Origin of the sequence: Azoarcus sp. DD4, from assembly GCF_006496635.1 — a bacterium.
Classification (GTDB): Bacteria; Pseudomonadota; Gammaproteobacteria; order Burkholderiales; family Rhodocyclaceae; genus Azoarcus.
Genome location: NZ_CP022958.1, coordinates 2,754,032 through 2,770,821, shown reverse-complemented (window position 1 = coordinate 2,770,821; position 16,790 = coordinate 2,754,032). Strand labels below are relative to the sequence as shown.

Genomic DNA, 16,790 nt, shown 5'->3' with positions numbered 1-16,790 from the left:
AACGATGCAGGAGAACTCATGATTCTTCATGCCGGAACCACCCCCGACCCGGACAATCCCGCGCTGTCGCGTTTTCCGCTGTTCGAAACGCGCGATGTGGACGAAGCCCGCCTGCGCGGCACCCAGGTGTTCTGCGAGCACAGCCTGAAACTGGTGGACCGCCATGCGTCGATAGACGCCCGCATGTGCTTCAAGCGTATCCGTGGCGTGGGGATCGGCCGGATGACCTATGGTGCGCACGTCGCCGTCGATCCGGGCTGCCTCGACGATTTCCTGCTGGTGCAGATGCCGCTCAGCGGCGCCGAGATCCTGCGCAGCGGCGACATCGTGGTGAACTCCAGCCGCCGCGTCGCCACCGTGGCCAGCCCGCACCGTCCCTTCTCGCTGCGCCACGAGGCGGGCACCGAGAAGCTGTTCGTACGCATCGACCGAGACGTGCTGGAGCGCCATTGCCTGCAGCACCTTGGCCATGCGCTGCGCAAACCGCTCGACTTCCGCATGGACATGCCGCTCGACACCGTTGCGGGCCAGCAGTGGATGCGGGCGCTGCGCTGGCTGATGACCGAGCTCGACAGCGTCGCCGACGACGATCTCGCCACCAACCGTTACCCCTTGCTCGCCGCGCAGTTCGAGCAGTTGCTCATCTCGATGCTGCTGGTGTGCCAACCGCACAACTACACCGAGCAGTTGTGCAGCGATGCGCCGTCCATCGCGCCGGCCTTCGTCAAGCGGGTGGAGCGCTACATCGAGGACAACGCACACGAGCCGCTCACCATCGTCGACCTTGCCGCCCATGCGGGCGTCAGCAGCCGCTCGCTGTTCGCCGGCTTCAAGCGCTTTCGCAACAGTTCGCCGATGAACTACCTGCGCGAGGTGCGTCTGCAGCGGGTGCGCGACGCGCTGCTGGAGGCCGAGCCGGGCCACACCACGGTCACCAGCGAAGCGCTGCACTGGGGTTTTTCCCATCTCGGCCACTTCACCACGGCCTACAAGCGCCGCTTCGGCGAAAGCCCGTCGGAAACCCTGGCGCGCGGCTGAAAAAATGCCCGTTCGCCAGGCGAACGGGCAGTAAAAGGGCGGGAAATGCGGAGACAGGCTGAAGCGCCAGTAGAAGTTCCCGCCCGGGCAGCCGGACCGGTTTCAGGTCGTCATCGAAAAGGCGGGAGGGGCGCAGCCGCCCCTCCGCGCAAGGCGCTTCGACCGGGGTCGTTGCGCCGTCATGGAAACGGTGAGCGTCGCCTCAGCGCGCTTGCGCCAGCGGATGGCCGCGGCGCAGCTTGTTGCCGAGCGCATAGCCCTGCACCTGCGCCGCGCGCGTCACCAGCAGGAACTTGAAGTGCCAGCCGGGCAGCACGGCGGCGATGGCGGCCAGTACGCCGAACGCGACCGTCTGCGGCAAGACCAGGGCGGCTCCGCCAGCCAGCAGCGGCAGCGCGGCACCGGCCAGGAGCAGGCCGAGCTGCGCCGGCGCCAGTGCGCGGCGGGTCGACTGCGGCGCATCGGAGGCGAGCAGCCGGGCGCGATAGTGCAGCCAGCTGGCAGCACGCAGCAGCACCAGCACCAGCAGCGCGCCGAGCATCTCCGTCTGCAGCGCCGCGAACGCGCTCTGCAGCAGGAGCAGCAGCGCACAGCCTTCGACCAGCCCGGTCGCCACGATCAGGCGCACCACCGCCGGTTCCCGCCAGGCCGGAATGCCGCGCGCGGCCTTGAGGATGCGGCCCTGACAGTAGAGGAAGAGCAGGGCGGCCGCGCCCGCGGAATATGCCAGCAGCGCCAGGCCGGTGGCCAGCGCCGCCACCGACAGCAGGAAGATCAGCGCCGCGACATAGGCCTCGCGCGTCATCCACGAGGTCTGCGGATGGAAGAGCACGTTGAAGGCGCGCCACGGCCGCCCGATCTCGGCCCACACGCAGGCGAGGCCGGCACCGATCAGCGCCAGCCCGGCGAGCACCGCCCACAGCGGCGGCGACGCCGGATAGGCGGTCAGGGTGGCGAACAGCAGCAGCGCGGAGCCGCTGCCGCCGCCGATGAAGTTGGCTGCGGCACGCCAGTCCCAGCTGATCTGATGGCTGGTGCCGAAACGTCCGAACTTGGCAGGATTCATTTTTCGTTCCACAGGTAGAAGAAGCCCGGCTCGGTACCCAGTTCCTCGTGCATGCGGAACCAGGTGTTGTCGGTGAGCAGCTTCGAGACGTTGCTGTCGGGGTCTTCGAGGTCGCCGAAGGTGAGCGCGTTGGCGATGCAGGCATTGGCGCAGGCCGGCGTCGCGTCGGGATCGACGCCCGGCTTCAAGCCGCGGGCGAGGCCGGCATCGACCCGGTCCGAACAGAAGGTGCACTTTTGCGCGACGCCGATGCGGCCCTCGTCGAAGCGGATCGCCTCGGTTTCGGTCGGCTGGTCACCGTAGGCGAAGCGCGGCGTTTCCACCTTGTAGCGCGCCTGGTAGGGACAGGCCACCGCGCAGTAGGAACAGCCGATGCAGATGTCGTAGTCGATGGTGACGATGCCGTCCTTGCGTTGGCCGGTGGCGGTGCTGGGGCAGACCTCCATGCAAGGAGGATCGGAGCAGTGCTGGCAGCCGACCGGCATGAACAGGCGTTCGACATTGGGGTATTCGCCCATCTCCACATCCAGCACCTTGCGCCATTGCACGCCGGGCGGCGTGGCGTTGGTGTGCTTGCAGGCGGCGGTACAGGTCTGGCAGCCGACGCAGCGGTTGAGGTCGGCGACCATTACGTAGCGGGTCATCGTTTGCTCCCGATCTTCTTGATCTTGACGAGGACGGCGTCGACCGCCGAACCGGTGCCGTCGACCAGGTCCATGTTCATCGGCACCAGGTTGTTGAGGCTGGGCATGTCGAGGTCCTTGGCGTAGGGCGTTTTCCAGTGGCCGAACTGGCCGACCATCACCACCGTGTCGGGCCGCACGCCCTGGCGCAGCAGCGCGCGGCCGCTGGTGACACCGACCGGCGAGGTGACCTCGATGCGGTCGCCCTGGGCGATGCCCATCTCCTCGGCGACCCTGGCGTTGATCATGATCCCGTCGTGGCCGGCGACATTGGCCGCGACCTCGCGGATCATCTGCAGGCTGACGTTGCCGCCCCACGCGTACTGCATGCTGCGCGCGGTCAGCAGCCAGAACGGGTAGTCGCTGGCCTTGATCTTGTAGGCGCGCTCGTAGGCGTCGGCCCACAGCTTGTTGAGGTCTTTCCAGGTCGGCAGAGGCTCGTATTCGTGCAGCTGGCGGTCCCACCACGTGACGCCCTGCTCGTGCAGGCGGGCGGCGAGTTCCTGGCCGATGCGCAGGATGCGTTCCTGGTAGGGCAGCTCGAAGCGCAGACCCATGTCCTCCATCTTGGGGTAGAGATACCAGTTGATCTTGGGGAAGGGTTTGACGCGGAAGCCGTTTTCCTTGAAGTAGGCGAGGCCGTCGCTGGCGGCGCCGTCGGTCACGTCGACGCTCGCGGCACGGCACACCGCGTCCCAGGTTTCCTCCACCGTGTGCGGCTTGCTCACGTCCAGCGAGAAGTCGTACTTGTCCGTCTTCAGCGGCAGGCCGGCTGCGCCCATGTTGATCATGGTGTTGTAGGCCTCGAGCAGGCCGGTGCGCTTGGCCAGCTCGGTCGAGATCCAGGTGAAGTCCCTGGCCTCGCCGCGCGGCTCCACCACCGGCTGGCGCAGCACCCAGCCCTGGCTGTCCCAGAACTGCTCGAAGTAGTGCGTGCCGCCGAGGCGGATCAGCTGGGTGCTTTCGAGGTCGATGGCTTCGGGCAGCACCAGGTCGGCGAAGTGGTTGGTCTCGTCCTGGGTGTAGGAGAAGGCGACGGTGAAGGGGAAGGTCGCCATCGTCTCACCCATCTTGTCCGTCTCGGAGAACGAGATATTCGGGTTGCAGCGATAGACGAACCACAGGTCGGGCGGCTTGGGCTGGCCCCAGCTGTCGGCCGCGCGGCCCTGCAGGCGCATCCAGCTGAGCACGGTGGAGCCCATCAGCTGGCTGGTGAGGCCGCCGCCGATGATGGGGATGAGCGTGGTGTGGCCGTGGCGCACCTGCGGCTGCGCCGCCCAGTGTTCCTTGTCGGTGGGGTTGAAGGGGTAATCGAGGAAGCCGTCCGGACTGGGCGCGACCGAGCCCATGCGGTCGAAGTCCATGCCGGAGATGTGCACCGTGCTGCCGAGCAGCCCGCCCGGCACCTCCAGCCCGCCCACCAGCACCATCAGCATGGTGCGCGCCCACACGCATTCGTAGGCGCCCCAGCCGTTGTTCACGCCCTTGCCCAGCATCACCGCCACCGGGCGGAAGGGCAGGGTGCGGCCTTCGAACTCGATGGTCTCGCCGATGCGGGCGTGATCGACGAACTCGTTGGCGATGCGGCGTATCGTCGTCGCCGGCACGTCGGTGATCGGCGCCGCCCATTCCGGCGTGTGCGGCGCCACCATCTCGCGCGTCACCTCGAAGGCGGTGGTCGCCTCGACCGCGCCGTGCATCCACTCCTTGCCGTCGGCGCCCACTTCCAGCCCGCTCAGGCTGTAGCGGCCGAGCAGCGCGGGATCGGCCCCCGGCGTATCGAAGGGCACCGCGCGCTGGCTGCCCGCGTCCCAGATCAGCGGCTTGCGGCTGGCGGGGTCGCGCAGGAAGAAGCCCTTGGGGCCGACCAGGTAGGGCGAGCCGGTGCGCGCCTTGAGGAAGGGGCGGTCGAGATCGGCCAGCGGGCGCTCGTGCAGCAGCACGTGCAGCATCGCGTACAGGAAGGCCGGGTCGGTCTTCGGCTTGATCGGTATCCATTCGCTCGCCGAGGCGCCGGTGATCGACAGGTGCGGCTCGATCTGCACCCGCTTGATGCCTCGCGCCCGCGCATCCGCATGGCGGCGCACGCTGGTGACGCCGCCCGAGGCGTCGATGTTGTTGCCGAAGGAAACGATGTATTCGCAGCGCGGCGTATCGGGGCAGACGGTGAAGGCGCGGTGCCACAGCTCGCCGTACACATGCTCGGTGTGATAGCACTTGACCGTGCCGCCGGCGCCCAGGCTCTGGTCCACCGGCCCCCACGCGGCGAGGAAGGAGGCGAAGGTGCCCATGTAGAAATAGGGCGTCGCCGCACCGCCGGTGGTGAAGGCCACCCGCGGGTAGCCGTCCTCGTCGACCAGGCTCTCGGCACGGATCGCGTTCAGCCGCGCGGCGACGGTGTCCAGCGCTTCTTCCCACTCGATCTCGACGAAGCCCGGGTCCTCGCCGCGGCCCTTCTTCGGGTTGGTCCGCTTCATCGGCTTGAGGATGCGGTTGGGGTTGTAGATCTTCTGCACCAGGCCGTAGGGCTTGACGCACACCTTGCCGTCGGCCGGGTGGTAGCCCTTGGCGGCGAAATTGGGCGCCACCGTGGTCGCCACGCCGTCCGTCACCTCGACGGTGAGCATGTCCGGGCCATTGACGCACTGGTAGCAATAGGTGGAAACCTTGCGCGTGCTGCTCATGATTCTGCCGTGCTCCTTGCAGGGTCTTTCGGACGCGCCCGCCCCGACGAAGGACAGCGCGTAGGGACGCAGCTTATGAAGTGGCGTGCATGGGGACTATCCGAGGGCCGCAGCGCCTGTCCCTGCGCTGCAGCTTCCGCAGGCGCAGTCCGGCGCGCGCAGGGCGAGGTAATTGCAGATGAAGTCCGAGATGGCGCCGCAGGCGTCGAGCGGGAATACCGGCAGATGGGTGTTCTCGCCGCGGTCGCTGGCCACCGCCACGATCCACGGGTCGCTGCGGTGCAGCGGACTGGCGGGCGCGGCCGCGCGGCGCACCTCCATCTTGGGGATGGGCGCATGCTTGTAGCCCTCGACCAGCACCACGTCGCATGGCGCAAGCAGGCCGATCACCGCGTCTAGACCCGGCTCGGGCGCGCCGCGCAGCTCGCGCATCAGCGCCACGCGCTCCTTGGATACCAGCAGGACTTCGGCGCAACCGGCCTGGCGATGACGCCAGGAGTCCTTGCCCGGCTGGTCGAGGTCGAAGCTTTGATGGGCGTGCTTGACCAGCGAAACGCGCAGGCCACGGCCGACCAGCCCGCGGGTGACCCCTTCGATCAGCGTCGTCTTTCCCGCGCCGCTGTAGCCGGCAAAACCGAACACCTTCATTCCCGCCTCCCTGTCGATACACCTTCGCCACGAACGGGCGAAGGCTAGGGGAGCGCGGGTGGCGCTGCCTATCCGCAGGCCGCAAGCCCTATCCGACAGCTGCACTTTGCACGCCGGCCACCGCCCGGCAGGGCGCCACTTCCCGCCACGGGGAAAGACATTGCGGGCAGTACGGGAAAAGTAATAGACGTAAGAGAGTTACATCTGTTTTAATTTAGACATAAATAAATCCTGCATCGACAGGAACCCATTGGAGGAGACGCCATGGAAGCACAACGCCACTTCGCGCCGGCCGGCGCGGGGCCGGTCCTCGCCAATTTTCCGCTGTTCCGCACCTCGGACCTCGAGGAAGCCCGCAACCGCGTGTCGCAGGTGTTCTGCGACCACCGCCTGCGGGTGATGGGCAGCAGCAGCCGGATCGGCGCCGAGATGTACTTCCGGCCGATACGCGGCATCGGTGTCGGCCGCATGCGCTACGGCGCCAGCGTGGCGATCGATCCTGGCGAGCTCGGCGACTTCGCCCTCATCCAGATGCCCATCCGCGGCACCGAGGTGGTGGAACATGGCCGCCACACGGTGAACTCCACGCCGGATGTCGCCTCGGTCATCAGCCCGACGCAACCGGTCTCCATCCGCCACGGCGCCGATACCGAAAAGCTGTTCGTCAGGATCGACCGCGACACACTGGAGCGCCATTGCCGCCAGCACCTCGGAGGCGATCTGCGCCAGCCGGTGGAATTCCTGCCGCAGATGTCGCTGCCCGACAGCCGCTGCCTGTCCTGGGTGCGCCTGATGAACTGGCTGTGCGAGGAAATCGGCCACGAGAACCCGCAGGGCGATCCCATCCTCGATTCGCCGCTGTTCTCGGCCCAGATCGAGCAGATGGTGATCACCACCCTGCTGCTATGCCAGCCGCACAACTATTCGGAAAGACTCGCCCACGACGGCCCCACCGTCGCGCCGCACTTCGTCAAGCGCACCGAACGCTACATCGAGGAAAACGCCCACGAGCCGCTCACCATCGGCGAGATTGCCGAGCACGCCGGCGTCAGCACCCGCTCGCTCTTCGCCGGTTTCCGCAAGTACCGCAACACCACGCCCATGCAGTACCTCAAGGATGTGCGGATGCAGCGGGTGCACGAGGAACTGCTGCGCGCCTCGCCCGAAACCACCAACGTGACCTGCGTGGCGATGCGCTGGGGCTTTTCGCACCTCGGGCATTTCGCGGTCGATTACAAGCGCTGCTTCGGCGAAAGTCCCTCTGCCACCCTCAACCGCTGAACGGCTCGCCGCCGAATCCTGCAACTTCGGGATAAGCAGCGGAGTTTCGGGATAGTTCGCTTCGTATCGCGTCACTAGATTGGGCACATGCCGGCCACCGATGGCCGGCATCCCCGACAGCCTGACCATAAGGATACGAACATGAGCGAACGCACCGGCACCTTCGTGCCCCCGGTCCGCAACGACAACAAGTTCAAGCTCGGCTTCTTCGCCGCCAACTGCTCCGGCGGCATGTCCGTCACCCAGATGCCCGAACGCTGGCAGAACACCTGGGACAACAACCTGCGCCTGGCCAGGCTGGCCGACGCCGCCGGCATCGAGTTCATGCTGCCTATCGCGCGCTGGATCGGCTACGGCGGCGCCACCGACTTCCACGGCAACGTGCTGGAGACCATGACCTGGGCCGCCGGCCTGCTGGCGCACACCAAGCACATCAACGTCTTCGCCACCATCCACACCGCCTGCAACCATCCGGTGGTGGTTGCCAAGCAGATCGCCACCATCGACCAGATCGGTCGGGGCCGCGCCGGTCTCAACATCGTCTGCGGCTGGAACAAGCCGGAATACGACGCCATGGGCCAGACCCTGCCGGACGACCACGAAACCCGCTACCGCATGGGGCAGGAGTGGTACGACATCATCGAGAAGCTGTGGTACGAGAGCGCACCCTTCGACTGGGACGGCGAGTTCTTCAAGCTGAAGGGCGCCTACGGCCAGCCCCACCCGGTGGTGGACCGCGTCCCCATCTTCAACGCCGCCGGCTCTGCCCAGGGCCGCGACTTCGCCACCCGCAACGCCGACTTCCTGTTCACCTCGGCGATCGATCTGGCACGCTCGAAGGCCGAGGTCGCCGAGATCAAGGCGATGGCCGCCGCCAAGGGCCGCGACATCGACGTGCTGACCTTCTCCTACGTGGTCTGCCGCCCCACGCAGAAGGAAGCCGAGGACTACCACCGCTACTACTCGCAGGAGCACGCCGACTGGGCGGCAGTCGACAACATCATCCGGCTGATGTTCGCCCATGCCGAGTCGTTCCCGAAGGACCAACTGAAGCTGATCCGCGACCGTTTCTCCGGTGGCCACGGCGGCTATCCGCTGGTGGGCGATCCGCAGCAGGTGGCCGACGGCATCTGCGCGCTGCACGAAGCGGGCTTCGCCGGTTCGACGCTGTCCTTCGTCGATTACGCCGAGGAATTTCCCTACTTCCGCGACACCGTGCTGCCCATCCTGGAAGCGCGCGGGCTGCGCCAGCCCTTCAAGGTGGCGCCATGAGCAGCGCGGTGCTGGAGGCGCCGCTGTCGGCCGACGAGTTCCGGCGCGGCATGCGCCAGCTGGCGCTGCCCACCGCGGTGGTCACCACCGCGCACGAGGGTGTGCGCGGCGGGCTGACGGTGTCGTCACTGTGCTCGGTGAGCACCGAGCCGCCGCGGCTGCTGGTGTGCATCAACACCGCTGCCAGCGCCTACCCGCTGCTGCGTGCCAGCCGGGTGCTGGCGATGAACATGCTGGCCGAAGGGCAGGGCGCGCTGTGCATGCGCTTCGGCTCCAGCCGTTGCAGCGGCGAGGCGCGCTTTGCCGAAGGGCGCTGGGAGACCGGGCGCAGCGGCGCGCCCATCCTTGCCGACGCGCTGGCGAGCTTCGACTGCGAGGTGGTGGAGATGCACGAATCCGCCACCCACGCCATCGTCGTCGCCGACGTGATCGAGCTGCGCACCGTGGCGGACGCGATGCCGCTGCTCTATCGCGACGGCGCCTTCGCCCGCGTCGCGCGCGAGGCGATGCCGTGACGGCAGCGCCGGCCGGCGCCGCGCCGGACCAGTGGTTCCGCCCTGCCTGCGGCCAGAAGGCCGAACTGGACGTCAACACCGCCTGCGGCATCGTCCGGCACTTCCTGCAAGCGTGCTGCACTTTCCGGACAAGGCCTGCAGGGGCTGGATAGCTCCTGCGGCAGTGGGCGCGCTAGCTTCCAGCAAACGCCCGCGCACCGGCTGCGCGGGCGGCGACGCCCATCCATCCGAGGACACCCGCATGAAGCATCCGCTCGCCGGCACCACCACCGGCCCTGCCAAAGCGCCCGATCCGGCACGCCGGCAGACGCTCAAGGCCGGCGTCGGCCTGGGCGCCGCCGCACTTGCTGCCCAGGCCGCAGCAAAGGCGCCGGCGCCCGCCACCACGCTGTCGCGCCATACGCTGGCGCGCTGGTCGCATTGGCTCGACGCGCTGGTGCCTGGCGCTGCTGCGGCCGGCGCCGCTGCCTACCTCGTCGGCCAGCTCGGCCAGCCGCGCGACGCCAGCACGCTTTTCCTGCGCTATATGGACTGGCCCGGCAGCCCGGCGGATTTCTACCGCGACGGACTGGACGCGGTGGAGGCACTGGCGCAGCGCCTGTCGGGCCGTCCTTTCGCTGCGCTCGACGCCGACGCCCGCAAACGGCTGATCGATGCCGTGGCGGCTGGGCAGCCGGAGGGCTGGACCGGGCCGCCCGCCGGTCTCTTCTACTTCGTCAGCAAGGCGGACGGCGCCGACCTGGTGTTCGGCACCCGTCCCGGTATCGAACGGCTGGGCCTCGATTACCGCGCCCACATCGATCCATCCGCGCCTTGGCCGGGTGCAACAGGCATCAGGCGGAGGGCCCGCACATGAAGACGCTCAGGGAAACCGAAGTCGTCATAGTCGGCGCCGGTCAGGCCGGCAGCCTGATCGCGGCCGAGCTGGCCGCCGCCGGCCGCAGCGTAGTCGTGTTCGAGGCAGGCGCCGAGCGCGGCACTGCAGCGCTGGTCAGCTCGCAGATCTGGGCGCGGCGGCTGAAGGGCACGCCCGACCTTGCCGCGAGTACCGGTACCCATCCGCTCGGCATCACCTTCAACACCGGGCAGGGCGCCGGCGGCACTGCCGCCCATCACTACGCCTGCTGGTTCCGCCTGCACCCGGAAGACTTTGAGATGCGCCGCCGTCACGGCGTCGCCGCCGACTGGCCGCTGGGCTACGACGAGCTGCGGCCGCATTACGACGCGGTACAGGCCCAGGTCGGCCTGGCCGGCGACGCCGCCGCCGAGCGCTGGCGTCCGCCCGGGGCCGACTACCCGCTGCCGCCGGTGCCGCGTTTCCGTCAGGGCGAGATCCTGGCGCGCGGCTTCGAACGCCACGGCATGCACGTCGCGCCGCTGCCGCTGGCCATCGCCACCGCGCCTTACCGCGGCCGCGAGGCCTGCATCTACGACGGCTGGTGCGACGCGGGCTGCCCCACCGGCGCGCTTGCCAATCCGCTCGTCACCTATCTGAAGTGGGCGAAGGAGGGCGGCGCCGCGCTGCATTACCGGCACCGCGTCGAGCGCATCGTCACCGACGCCGCCGGCAAACGCAGCATCGGCGTGATCGTCGCCCGCCCCAACGGCGAGCGCGTGTTCCAGCCGGCCGCGCTGGTGGTGGTGGCAGCCTTCGCGCTGGAGACGCCGCGGTTGCTGCTGGCCTCGGCCACGGATCGCCACCCGGACGGGCTGGCGAACGCTTCCGGCACCGTCGGCCGCTACCTGCACACCCATGCTGCCGGCGGCGTGTTCGGCCTGTTCGACGAAACCACCGACTGCCACCTCGGTGTCAGCGGCGGGCAACTGGTCTGTCAGGATCGTTACGCGAAGGCGGCGGGCGAGGGCAAGGATTTCATCGGCGGCTACCAGTGGCTGATCGCGCATTCCGCCAAGCCCAACGACCTGCTCGGCATCGCCTGCAGCCGGCCCGACCTGCACGGCGACGCCTTCAATGCCTTCATGGCCGAGGCCGCCAGCCGCTTCGCCTCGATGACCGCCGTGGGCGAAACCCTGCCGCTGGCCGAGAACAGGCTGGAGCTCGTGCCCGGCAGCGACCGCGCCGGCATGGCGAAGATGCGCGTGGTGCACCGCTTCGACGACAACGCGCTGCGCCTGTACGCGCACGCGATGAAGGAGGGCGTCGAGATCTTCAGGAGCGCTGGCGCCCGCAGTGCCTGGCACGGGCCGATGGCGAGCATGCACCTGATCGGCGGCACCCGCATGGGCAGCGACCCGGCGAGTTCGGTCACCGACGGCTGGGGCCGCTGTCACGAACTGGCCAATCTCTTCATCGCCGGCCCGGGGCTGTTCCCGAGCGGCGGTGCGGTCAATCCGACCTTCACCGCATCGGCGCTGGCTCATCGCACGGCGGCACACATCGCCCGCCACTGGCGCGACTACGCCGGCTGAGTCGGCAATGCTGCAGCGCGGCGATTGACGCTGCTACCCGCTCGTCGTACCGTGGGCGCCCCATACTCTCCGAGCGCCCGCCATGCAGCCATCGCACGCCGTCCATCCGATCGATATCGTCCGTTGCGCCTGCGCGCGCGTGGAGGCTTGAGATGGCCGGGACCAGTCTGCTCGCCCTGATCGACGACATCGCCTCCGTCCTCGACGACGTGGCGGTGATGAGCAAGGTCGCCGCCAAGAAGACCGCGGGCGTGCTCGGCGACGACCTTGCGCTGAACGCCCAGCAGGTCACCGGCGTCTCCCCCGACCGCGAACTGCCGGTAGTGTGGGCGGTGGCGCTCGGCTCGCTCAGAAACAAGGCCATCCTGGTACCGGCAGCGCTGGCGATCAGCGCCTTCGCGCCCTGGCTGGTGACGCCGCTGCTGATGGTGGGCGGCGCCTTCCTGTGCTTCGAAGGCTTCGAGAAGCTCGCCCACAAGCTGCTGCACGCCAAGACGGAAGACGACGCCCACCACGCCGAGCTCACCGAGGCGCTGGCCAACCCGGACATCGACATACGCGCCTTCGAGCGCGACAAGATCAAAGGCGCGGTGCGCACCGACTTCATCCTGTCGGCGGAGATCATTGCGATCACGCTCGGCACCGTGGCCGACCAGCCCTTCGGCACCCAGTTCGCCGTGCTGACCACCATCGCGCTGGTGATGACGGTGGGGGTGTATGGCTTCGTCGCCGGCATCGTCAAGCTCGACGACGGCGGCCTGCACCTCAGCCGCAAGGCCGGCGAGAGCGCTTTCGCGCGCCTGCAGCGCGCCACCGGCCGCGGCATCCTGCGCGCCGCCCCCTGGCTGATGAAGGGGCTGTCGGTGGTCGGCACCGCGGCGATGTTCCTGGTCGGCGGCGGCATCCTGACTCACGGCCTGCCGGGTGCGCACGACCTGATCCATGGCGTGGCGCATGCGGCGGGCGGCATCGCCGGCATCGGCCCGGTGCTCGAAGCGCTGGTGCCGACGCTGATCGACGGCGTCACCGGCATCCTCGCCGGCGGGGTGGTGCTGGCCGGGGTCAAACTGGTGGGCGGCGGCCTGCGGGCGCTGCGCGCCGGCACATAAGGAAAAGGGGCGCTGCGGCGCCCCTTGTTGTTTCGAAGCGCTCCCCGCTCAGGCGGCGCATACCTCGGGATCGATCGGAGCCGCCAGATAACGCCCCCGATGGAACAGCAGCGGCGGCCGTTCCTCGGTATGGAAGTGCTGTACCCGACCGACGATGATGATGTGATCGCCGCCGTCGTAGTGGTGCTCGGTGCTGCACTGGAACACCGCCGGACATCCCGGCAGCAGCGGCGCTCCCCCAAGGCCGGCGCTGGTCTTCACGCCGGCGAACTTGTCTTCCGAGGCGCGTGCGAAGCGGTTGGACAGGTCCTGCTGGTCCTCTGCCAGCACGTGGATGGCGAAGAAGTCGGCGGTTTCGAACGCAGCTACGCTCCAGGCGTTCTTGGCCAGGCTCCACAGCACCAGCGGCGGCTCCAGCGACACCGAAGCAAAGCTGTTGATGGTGATGCCGATGGCACCACCGTGGATATCGCGGGTGGTGACGATGGCGACGCCGGTGGCGAAGTGGCCGAGGGCGTTACGGAACTGTCGGGGATCGAACATGGTTTTCTCCTGGCCGCGACCGGGGGGAATGGAACCCCCGGCCGCAGCGGCGGCAATGCAACGAATCAGGCGGCGAGCTTCTGCATCTCGCGGGCGATCAGGCTTTCCGCGTCTGCGGCATCGAACCAGTATTCGGCGTAATCGCGCGGATCGTTGAAGCCATTGGCGATGCGGCTGGCCAGCGACGGTGCCTGTTGCGCGGCGCCGAGCAGCTTGACGATATGCTCGGGCGGCGGGAACAGCAGGCTGTTGGTCCAGCGCACCACCTTTTCTGCATAGCCGTTGTAGAGCGCGTCGAAGGTCTGGCGCATCCAGGCTTCGTCGAAGGCGGCGGCGCCGCGGGCGAGGATGGCGTCGTAGTAGTGCTTGGCGCCCTTGGTGGCGTTGTTGGAGCCCTGGCCGGTGATCGGGTCGTTCACCAGCACCGCGTCGCCCATGCCGAAGACCTTGCGGCCGGAAGGCAGGGTCAGCACCGGGTTGCGCACCGTCGGCGTGATGCGGCCGGCGAGGATGCCGTTGGCGTCGGTGAGCTGGCAGTCGCGGCTGCGCTCGTATTCCCAGGGCACGAAGGTTTTGAGGATATTGAGGCTGATCTCGAGGTGCTGCTCCGGGGTCTTGGCCTCGCCCCAACAGTCCATCGGGCCGCCCGGCACGCCTTCGAACACCATGATGTCGCAGTCCTGGGTGCCGTCGGCGCCCTTGGTAGTCAGTGCCGGGAACACGAAGTATTCGCCCACGCCGGGGATCAGGTTGAAGTTCACGCACTCGTAGTAGTCGTGGCGCTTCATGCCTGTGACGTAGGTCAGGGCGAGCTGGCGCATCGGCTGCTTGACCGGCGAACGGCTTTCGTCGGTGCCGAGCAGCTTGACGATCTCGCCCTTGCCGCCGGCCAGCAGCACCAGTTCGTACTCGGCGGCGAGTTTGTCCAGCTCGGCCACGCCGACGTCGTCGAAGCGCAGTTCACCGCCGCGTCGCACGAACTCCTTCATCCAGCCCGGCATCTTGACCCGTTGGTCCACCGACTGGCCGTAGGCGTTGAGGCGCGCATGCCAATGGATCGCCTTGTTGCCGCTGCCGTCCGGCATCGGGATGGAGAAGCCGATGCCTTCGGTCTTCATGCAGTCGGCTTCCCACTGGTTCATGCCGAAATCGCGCTCGATCTGCAGCGCCGGATCGAAGATGAACTGGGACGACATCACCTTGCCGTGCCAGACATCCTCGGCACTGCGGTTGGTGACCAGGGTGACGCTGTAGCCCTGGTCGAGCAGGCCGCAGCCGAGCAGCAGGCCGGCCTGGCCGGCGCCGACGATGGCGACGCTGCGCGGGGTGATCTTGTTTTCGGACGCATTGCTGGCGAGGTGCATGGAAGTCTCCTGATGGGTGTGGATCTGTGCGGGAAAGCGAGGGACGCGGCGGCGAGGATGGAGAACTCAGGCCATCAGCCGCGTGATCGCGGCGGCGGTGCCTTCGGGACCGAGTGCGGTGTAGCCGCCATCGCAGGCATAGTCGGCGCCGGTGACGAAGCTGGCATGGTCGGACAGCAGGAAGGAGACGACCTGGGCGACTTCTTCGGGCAGGCCGAGGCGGCCGAGGATGTGGTAGTCGGCCGCGACCTTGTCGGCCTTGGCCTTGTCGCCGCCGGACAGCGTGTCGATCACCGAGGACCAGGTCCAGCCCGGAGAGACCGAATTGACGCGGATGCGCTCGGCGGCAAGATCAAGCGCCGCACTGCGGGTGAATTGCTGGATGGCCGCCTTGCTCATCGGGTAGAGCCAGCGGCCGGCCTGGGCAGCACCGGCGGAAATCGAGGCGAAGTTCACGACCGAACCGCCACCGCGCTTGGCCATCTCCGGGCGGCAGGCCTGCAGCATCATCGCCGCGCCGGCGACATTCACGTCGAAGGCCTGCAGCCACTCGGCGCGGGTAGAGGCAGCGCCGTTATCGACGTAGGTGCAGGCGCAATTGACGAGAAAATCGACGCCGCCAAAGGCCGCCGCCGTGCCGGCAACACAGGCGGCGATCGAAGCATCGTCGGTGACGTCGGTGCGGAGGTAGCGGGCGGCGGCGCCGAGGCGATCTGCGGCCGCAGCCCCCTTGGCGGCGTCGATGTCGGCCAGCACCACGCTGGCGCCGTGGGCGATCAGGTCACGTGCGACCGCCTCGCCGATCAGGGTTGCGCCACCGGTGACGATGGCGACTTTCTTGTCCAGGCCCTTCATCTGCTGTGCTCCGTTGTGGTGACGCACCGCGGCGTCGATGGAGCACAGTTTTCATTTCAGTCGGATGACGGGCTATCCGGAATGCGCCTGCCCCCTATCCGTTATCCGCGCAGGCACAAAAGACCTAGGCACGGGCGCCGCGGCCGGCCGTCTGCGAGGGAGTCTCACCGAAGCGGGCCTTGTAGTAGGCGGAGAAACGGCCGAGGTGCACGAAGCCGTAGCGCTGGGCGATGTCGGTGACGGATTCGCCATGCAGCGGCAGGTTCACCAGCGCCTTGCGCACCCGCTCCAGACGCACCTCGCGCAGGTAGACCAGCGGCGTGGTATCGCAATGCTTGCGGAAGCCTTCCTCCAGGGCACGCACGCTCACGCAGGCAGCGCGGGCAATGTCGCCCACGGTGATGCCTTCTTCGATATGGGCCTGCACGTAATCGATGGCGCGCTGCACATGACGCGGCTTGCCGGCCTCGCGCGGCGGGGTGGCGAGACGTTCGCTGTAGTTGTGCTGATGGAGCTGCAGTAATCCGCGCAACAGGCAATCCTCCAGGGCGGCGACAGTGGGGCGGAAGCGGAGCCAGTCGGCGCCGCATTGGTCGATGTTGGAAGCGAGGTCCACCAGCATCCGGCACCAGCTCTGGGTCAGACCCTCGCGCTGGGGCAGGGCGAGCCGGAAGCTGAGCGGCTTGTCCGGGGCTTCGCCGAGATGCTCGGCCAGCCGGCGTTCGAGCGCCTGGCGTGGGATCCACAGCAGCAGCTGGCGGTTGTCGTGGTGCCAGCGCATCTCGGTGTATTCGTCGGGGCTGAGGATGGACGCCACCGCCGGGCTGGACATCAGCTCCTGGTCGCCGCAGCGAATCGCCGCCGTGCCTTCGAGCGGCACCTGTACCAGGAAGAAACTCTTCAACTGCCCCGGCAGGATGTCGACGTCGGTGCCGTAAGTCAGGTAATTGAGCGCCGTCTCGTTGAGCTTGACCAGATTATGGCGCGAGGCGAAAGGCCGCCTGGCCGTGACTTGCTTGAGCTCGTGTGGGCAGAATACGCGGGCGACATGCAACCGCGACTCCTCGGCATCACCCGAGCGGAAAAAAGGGTAGGCGGCCAGCGGCTCTGCCGGCGGCAGGATTTCCGGGGCGTTCACGGCAAGGCTCCGGGCGGTCGGAATGGGAACAGGATTGCTCGGGGGACTGACATCGCGCTCTCCACTGCCCATAATGTATAGGTGTAAATAATTTAAATGCAACAAACTCCGGATCGCAAGACAAATCTGCACCTTCATTACACTTTAGACAGAGGATGTCGACT

Annotated in this window: 15 protein-coding genes; 7 read left to right on the top strand and 8 right to left on the bottom strand. The window is 67.8% G+C overall.

The features are described from left to right. Positions 1-18 precede the first annotated feature (18 nt). Positions 19-1,038, top strand: coding sequence for an AraC family transcriptional regulator (locus tag CJ010_RS12785; RefSeq protein WP_168224946.1), 1,020 nt, complete (start codon positions 19-21; stop codon positions 1,036-1,038). Positions 1,039-1,240: 202 nt separating this feature from the next. Here CJ010_RS12785 and CJ010_RS12780 read toward each other — a convergent pair whose 3' ends face one another. The 4 genes from CJ010_RS12780 to mobB all read right to left on the bottom strand — a co-directional run bounded on the left by CJ010_RS12780 (position 1,241) and on the right by mobB (position 6,119). After that, positions 1,241-2,104: a DmsC/YnfH family molybdoenzyme membrane anchor subunit gene (locus CJ010_RS12780; RefSeq protein ID WP_141018388.1), complete on the bottom strand. Its 864-nt coding sequence runs from the start codon at positions 2,102-2,104 to the stop codon at positions 1,241-1,243. After that, positions 2,101-2,748, bottom strand: coding sequence for a 4Fe-4S dicluster domain-containing protein (locus CJ010_RS12775; protein WP_141018387.1), 648 nt, complete (start codon positions 2,746-2,748; stop codon positions 2,101-2,103). The genes CJ010_RS12780 and CJ010_RS12775 overlap by 4 nt, the downstream gene beginning before the upstream one ends. After that, positions 2,745-5,471, bottom strand: coding sequence for a molybdopterin-dependent oxidoreductase (locus CJ010_RS12770; RefSeq protein ID WP_141018386.1), 2,727 nt, complete (start codon positions 5,469-5,471; stop codon positions 2,745-2,747). The genes CJ010_RS12775 and CJ010_RS12770 overlap by 4 nt, the downstream gene beginning before the upstream one ends. 96 nt (positions 5,472-5,567) lie before the next feature. Next, on the bottom strand, positions 5,568-6,119 hold the full coding sequence (gene mobB / locus CJ010_RS12765) for a molybdopterin-guanine dinucleotide biosynthesis protein B (protein ID WP_141018385.1): 552 nt from the start codon (positions 6,117-6,119) through the stop codon (positions 5,568-5,570). 264 nt (positions 6,120-6,383) lie between these two features. On the opposite strand from mobB, the gene CJ010_RS12760 reads away from it, so the two are divergent. The 6 genes from CJ010_RS12760 to CJ010_RS12735 all read left to right on the top strand — a co-directional run bounded on the left by CJ010_RS12760 (position 6,384) and on the right by CJ010_RS12735 (position 12,726). Then, positions 6,384-7,400, top strand: coding sequence for an AraC family transcriptional regulator (locus CJ010_RS12760; protein ID WP_141018384.1), 1,017 nt, complete (start codon positions 6,384-6,386; stop codon positions 7,398-7,400). A gap of 141 nt (positions 7,401-7,541) precedes the next feature. After that, a complete protein-coding gene (locus tag CJ010_RS12755) occupies positions 7,542-8,672 on the top strand; it encodes an LLM class flavin-dependent oxidoreductase (RefSeq protein ID WP_141018383.1) in 1,131 nt (376 codons plus the stop codon). Further along, entirely contained in the window at positions 8,669-9,187 is a 519-nt protein-coding gene (locus tag CJ010_RS12750) for a flavin reductase family protein (RefSeq protein ID WP_141018382.1), read from the top strand. Before CJ010_RS12755 ends, CJ010_RS12750 begins: the two co-directional genes overlap by 4 nt. Positions 9,188-9,428: 241 nt before the next feature. After that, positions 9,429-10,043: a gluconate 2-dehydrogenase subunit 3 family protein gene (locus tag CJ010_RS12745; protein ID WP_141018381.1), complete on the top strand. Its 615-nt coding sequence runs from the start codon at positions 9,429-9,431 to the stop codon at positions 10,041-10,043. Next, the gene (locus CJ010_RS12740; protein ID WP_141018380.1) at positions 10,040-11,617 is read left to right on the top strand and encodes a GMC oxidoreductase; all 1,578 of its coding nucleotides are present in this window, start codon (positions 10,040-10,042) and stop codon (positions 11,615-11,617) included. The genes CJ010_RS12745 and CJ010_RS12740 overlap by 4 nt, the downstream gene beginning before the upstream one ends. A gap of 152 nt (positions 11,618-11,769) precedes the next feature. Beyond that, positions 11,770-12,726, top strand: a complete 957-nt coding sequence (locus CJ010_RS12735) for a DUF808 domain-containing protein (RefSeq protein WP_141018379.1) — start codon at positions 11,770-11,772, stop codon at positions 12,724-12,726. A gap of 48 nt (positions 12,727-12,774) precedes the next feature. Here the strand turns inward: CJ010_RS12735 and CJ010_RS12730 are convergent, their stop codons facing one another. The 4 genes from CJ010_RS12730 to CJ010_RS12715 all read right to left on the bottom strand — a co-directional run bounded on the left by CJ010_RS12730 (position 12,775) and on the right by CJ010_RS12715 (position 16,626). After that, positions 12,775-13,269: a flavin reductase family protein gene (locus tag CJ010_RS12730; protein ID WP_141018378.1), complete on the bottom strand. Its 495-nt coding sequence runs from the start codon at positions 13,267-13,269 to the stop codon at positions 12,775-12,777. A 65-nt stretch (positions 13,270-13,334) separates the two neighbouring features. Next, complete coding sequence (locus CJ010_RS12725) at positions 13,335-14,633, bottom strand: styrene monooxygenase/indole monooxygenase family protein (RefSeq protein ID WP_141018377.1); 1,299 nt, start codon at positions 14,631-14,633, stop codon at positions 13,335-13,337. Between the two features lie 66 nt (positions 14,634-14,699). Continuing rightward, the gene (locus CJ010_RS12720) at positions 14,700-15,488 is read right to left on the bottom strand and encodes an SDR family oxidoreductase (RefSeq protein WP_141018376.1); all 789 of its coding nucleotides are present in this window, start codon (positions 15,486-15,488) and stop codon (positions 14,700-14,702) included. 124 nt (positions 15,489-15,612) lie between these two features. Beyond that, on the bottom strand, positions 15,613-16,626 hold the full coding sequence (locus CJ010_RS12715) for an AraC family transcriptional regulator (RefSeq protein WP_141018375.1): 1,014 nt from the start codon (positions 16,624-16,626) through the stop codon (positions 15,613-15,615). Between the last annotated feature and the right edge of the window lie 164 nt (positions 16,627-16,790).

Excerpts from the sequence above, each read along its gene's own strand:
- mobB (WP_141018385.1), bottom strand. The coding sequence starts at position 6,119 with ATGAAGGTGTTCGGTTTTGCCGGCTACAGCGGCGCGGGAAAGACGACG.
- CJ010_RS12780 (WP_141018388.1), bottom strand. The coding sequence starts at position 2,104 with ATGAATCCTGCCAAGTTCGGACGTTTCGGCACCAGCCATCAGATCAGC.
- CJ010_RS12735 (WP_141018379.1), top strand. The coding sequence starts at position 11,770 with ATGGCCGGGACCAGTCTGCTCGCCCTGATCGACGACATCGCCTCCGTC.
- CJ010_RS12775 (WP_141018387.1), bottom strand. The coding sequence starts at position 2,748 with ATGACCCGCTACGTAATGGTCGCCGACCTCAACCGCTGCGTCGGCTGC.
- CJ010_RS12740 (WP_141018380.1), top strand. The coding sequence starts at position 10,040 with ATGAAGACGCTCAGGGAAACCGAAGTCGTCATAGTCGGCGCCGGTCAG.
- CJ010_RS12720 (WP_141018376.1), bottom strand. The coding sequence starts at position 15,488 with ATGAAGGGCCTGGACAAGAAAGTCGCCATCGTCACCGGTGGCGCAACC.
- CJ010_RS12745 (WP_141018381.1), top strand. The coding sequence starts at position 9,429 with ATGAAGCATCCGCTCGCCGGCACCACCACCGGCCCTGCCAAAGCGCCC.
- CJ010_RS12725 (WP_141018377.1), bottom strand. The coding sequence starts at position 14,633 with ATGCACCTCGCCAGCAATGCGTCCGAAAACAAGATCACCCCGCGCAGC.
- CJ010_RS12750 (WP_141018382.1), top strand. The coding sequence starts at position 8,669 with ATGAGCAGCGCGGTGCTGGAGGCGCCGCTGTCGGCCGACGAGTTCCGG.
- CJ010_RS12730 (WP_141018378.1), bottom strand. The coding sequence starts at position 13,269 with ATGTTCGATCCCCGACAGTTCCGTAACGCCCTCGGCCACTTCGCCACC.
- CJ010_RS12755 (WP_141018383.1), top strand. The coding sequence starts at position 7,542 with ATGAGCGAACGCACCGGCACCTTCGTGCCCCCGGTCCGCAACGACAAC.
- CJ010_RS12785 (WP_168224946.1), top strand. The coding sequence starts at position 19 with ATGATTCTTCATGCCGGAACCACCCCCGACCCGGACAATCCCGCGCTG.
- CJ010_RS12770 (WP_141018386.1), bottom strand. The coding sequence starts at position 5,471 with ATGAGCAGCACGCGCAAGGTTTCCACCTATTGCTACCAGTGCGTCAAT.
- CJ010_RS12760 (WP_141018384.1), top strand. The coding sequence starts at position 6,384 with ATGGAAGCACAACGCCACTTCGCGCCGGCCGGCGCGGGGCCGGTCCTC.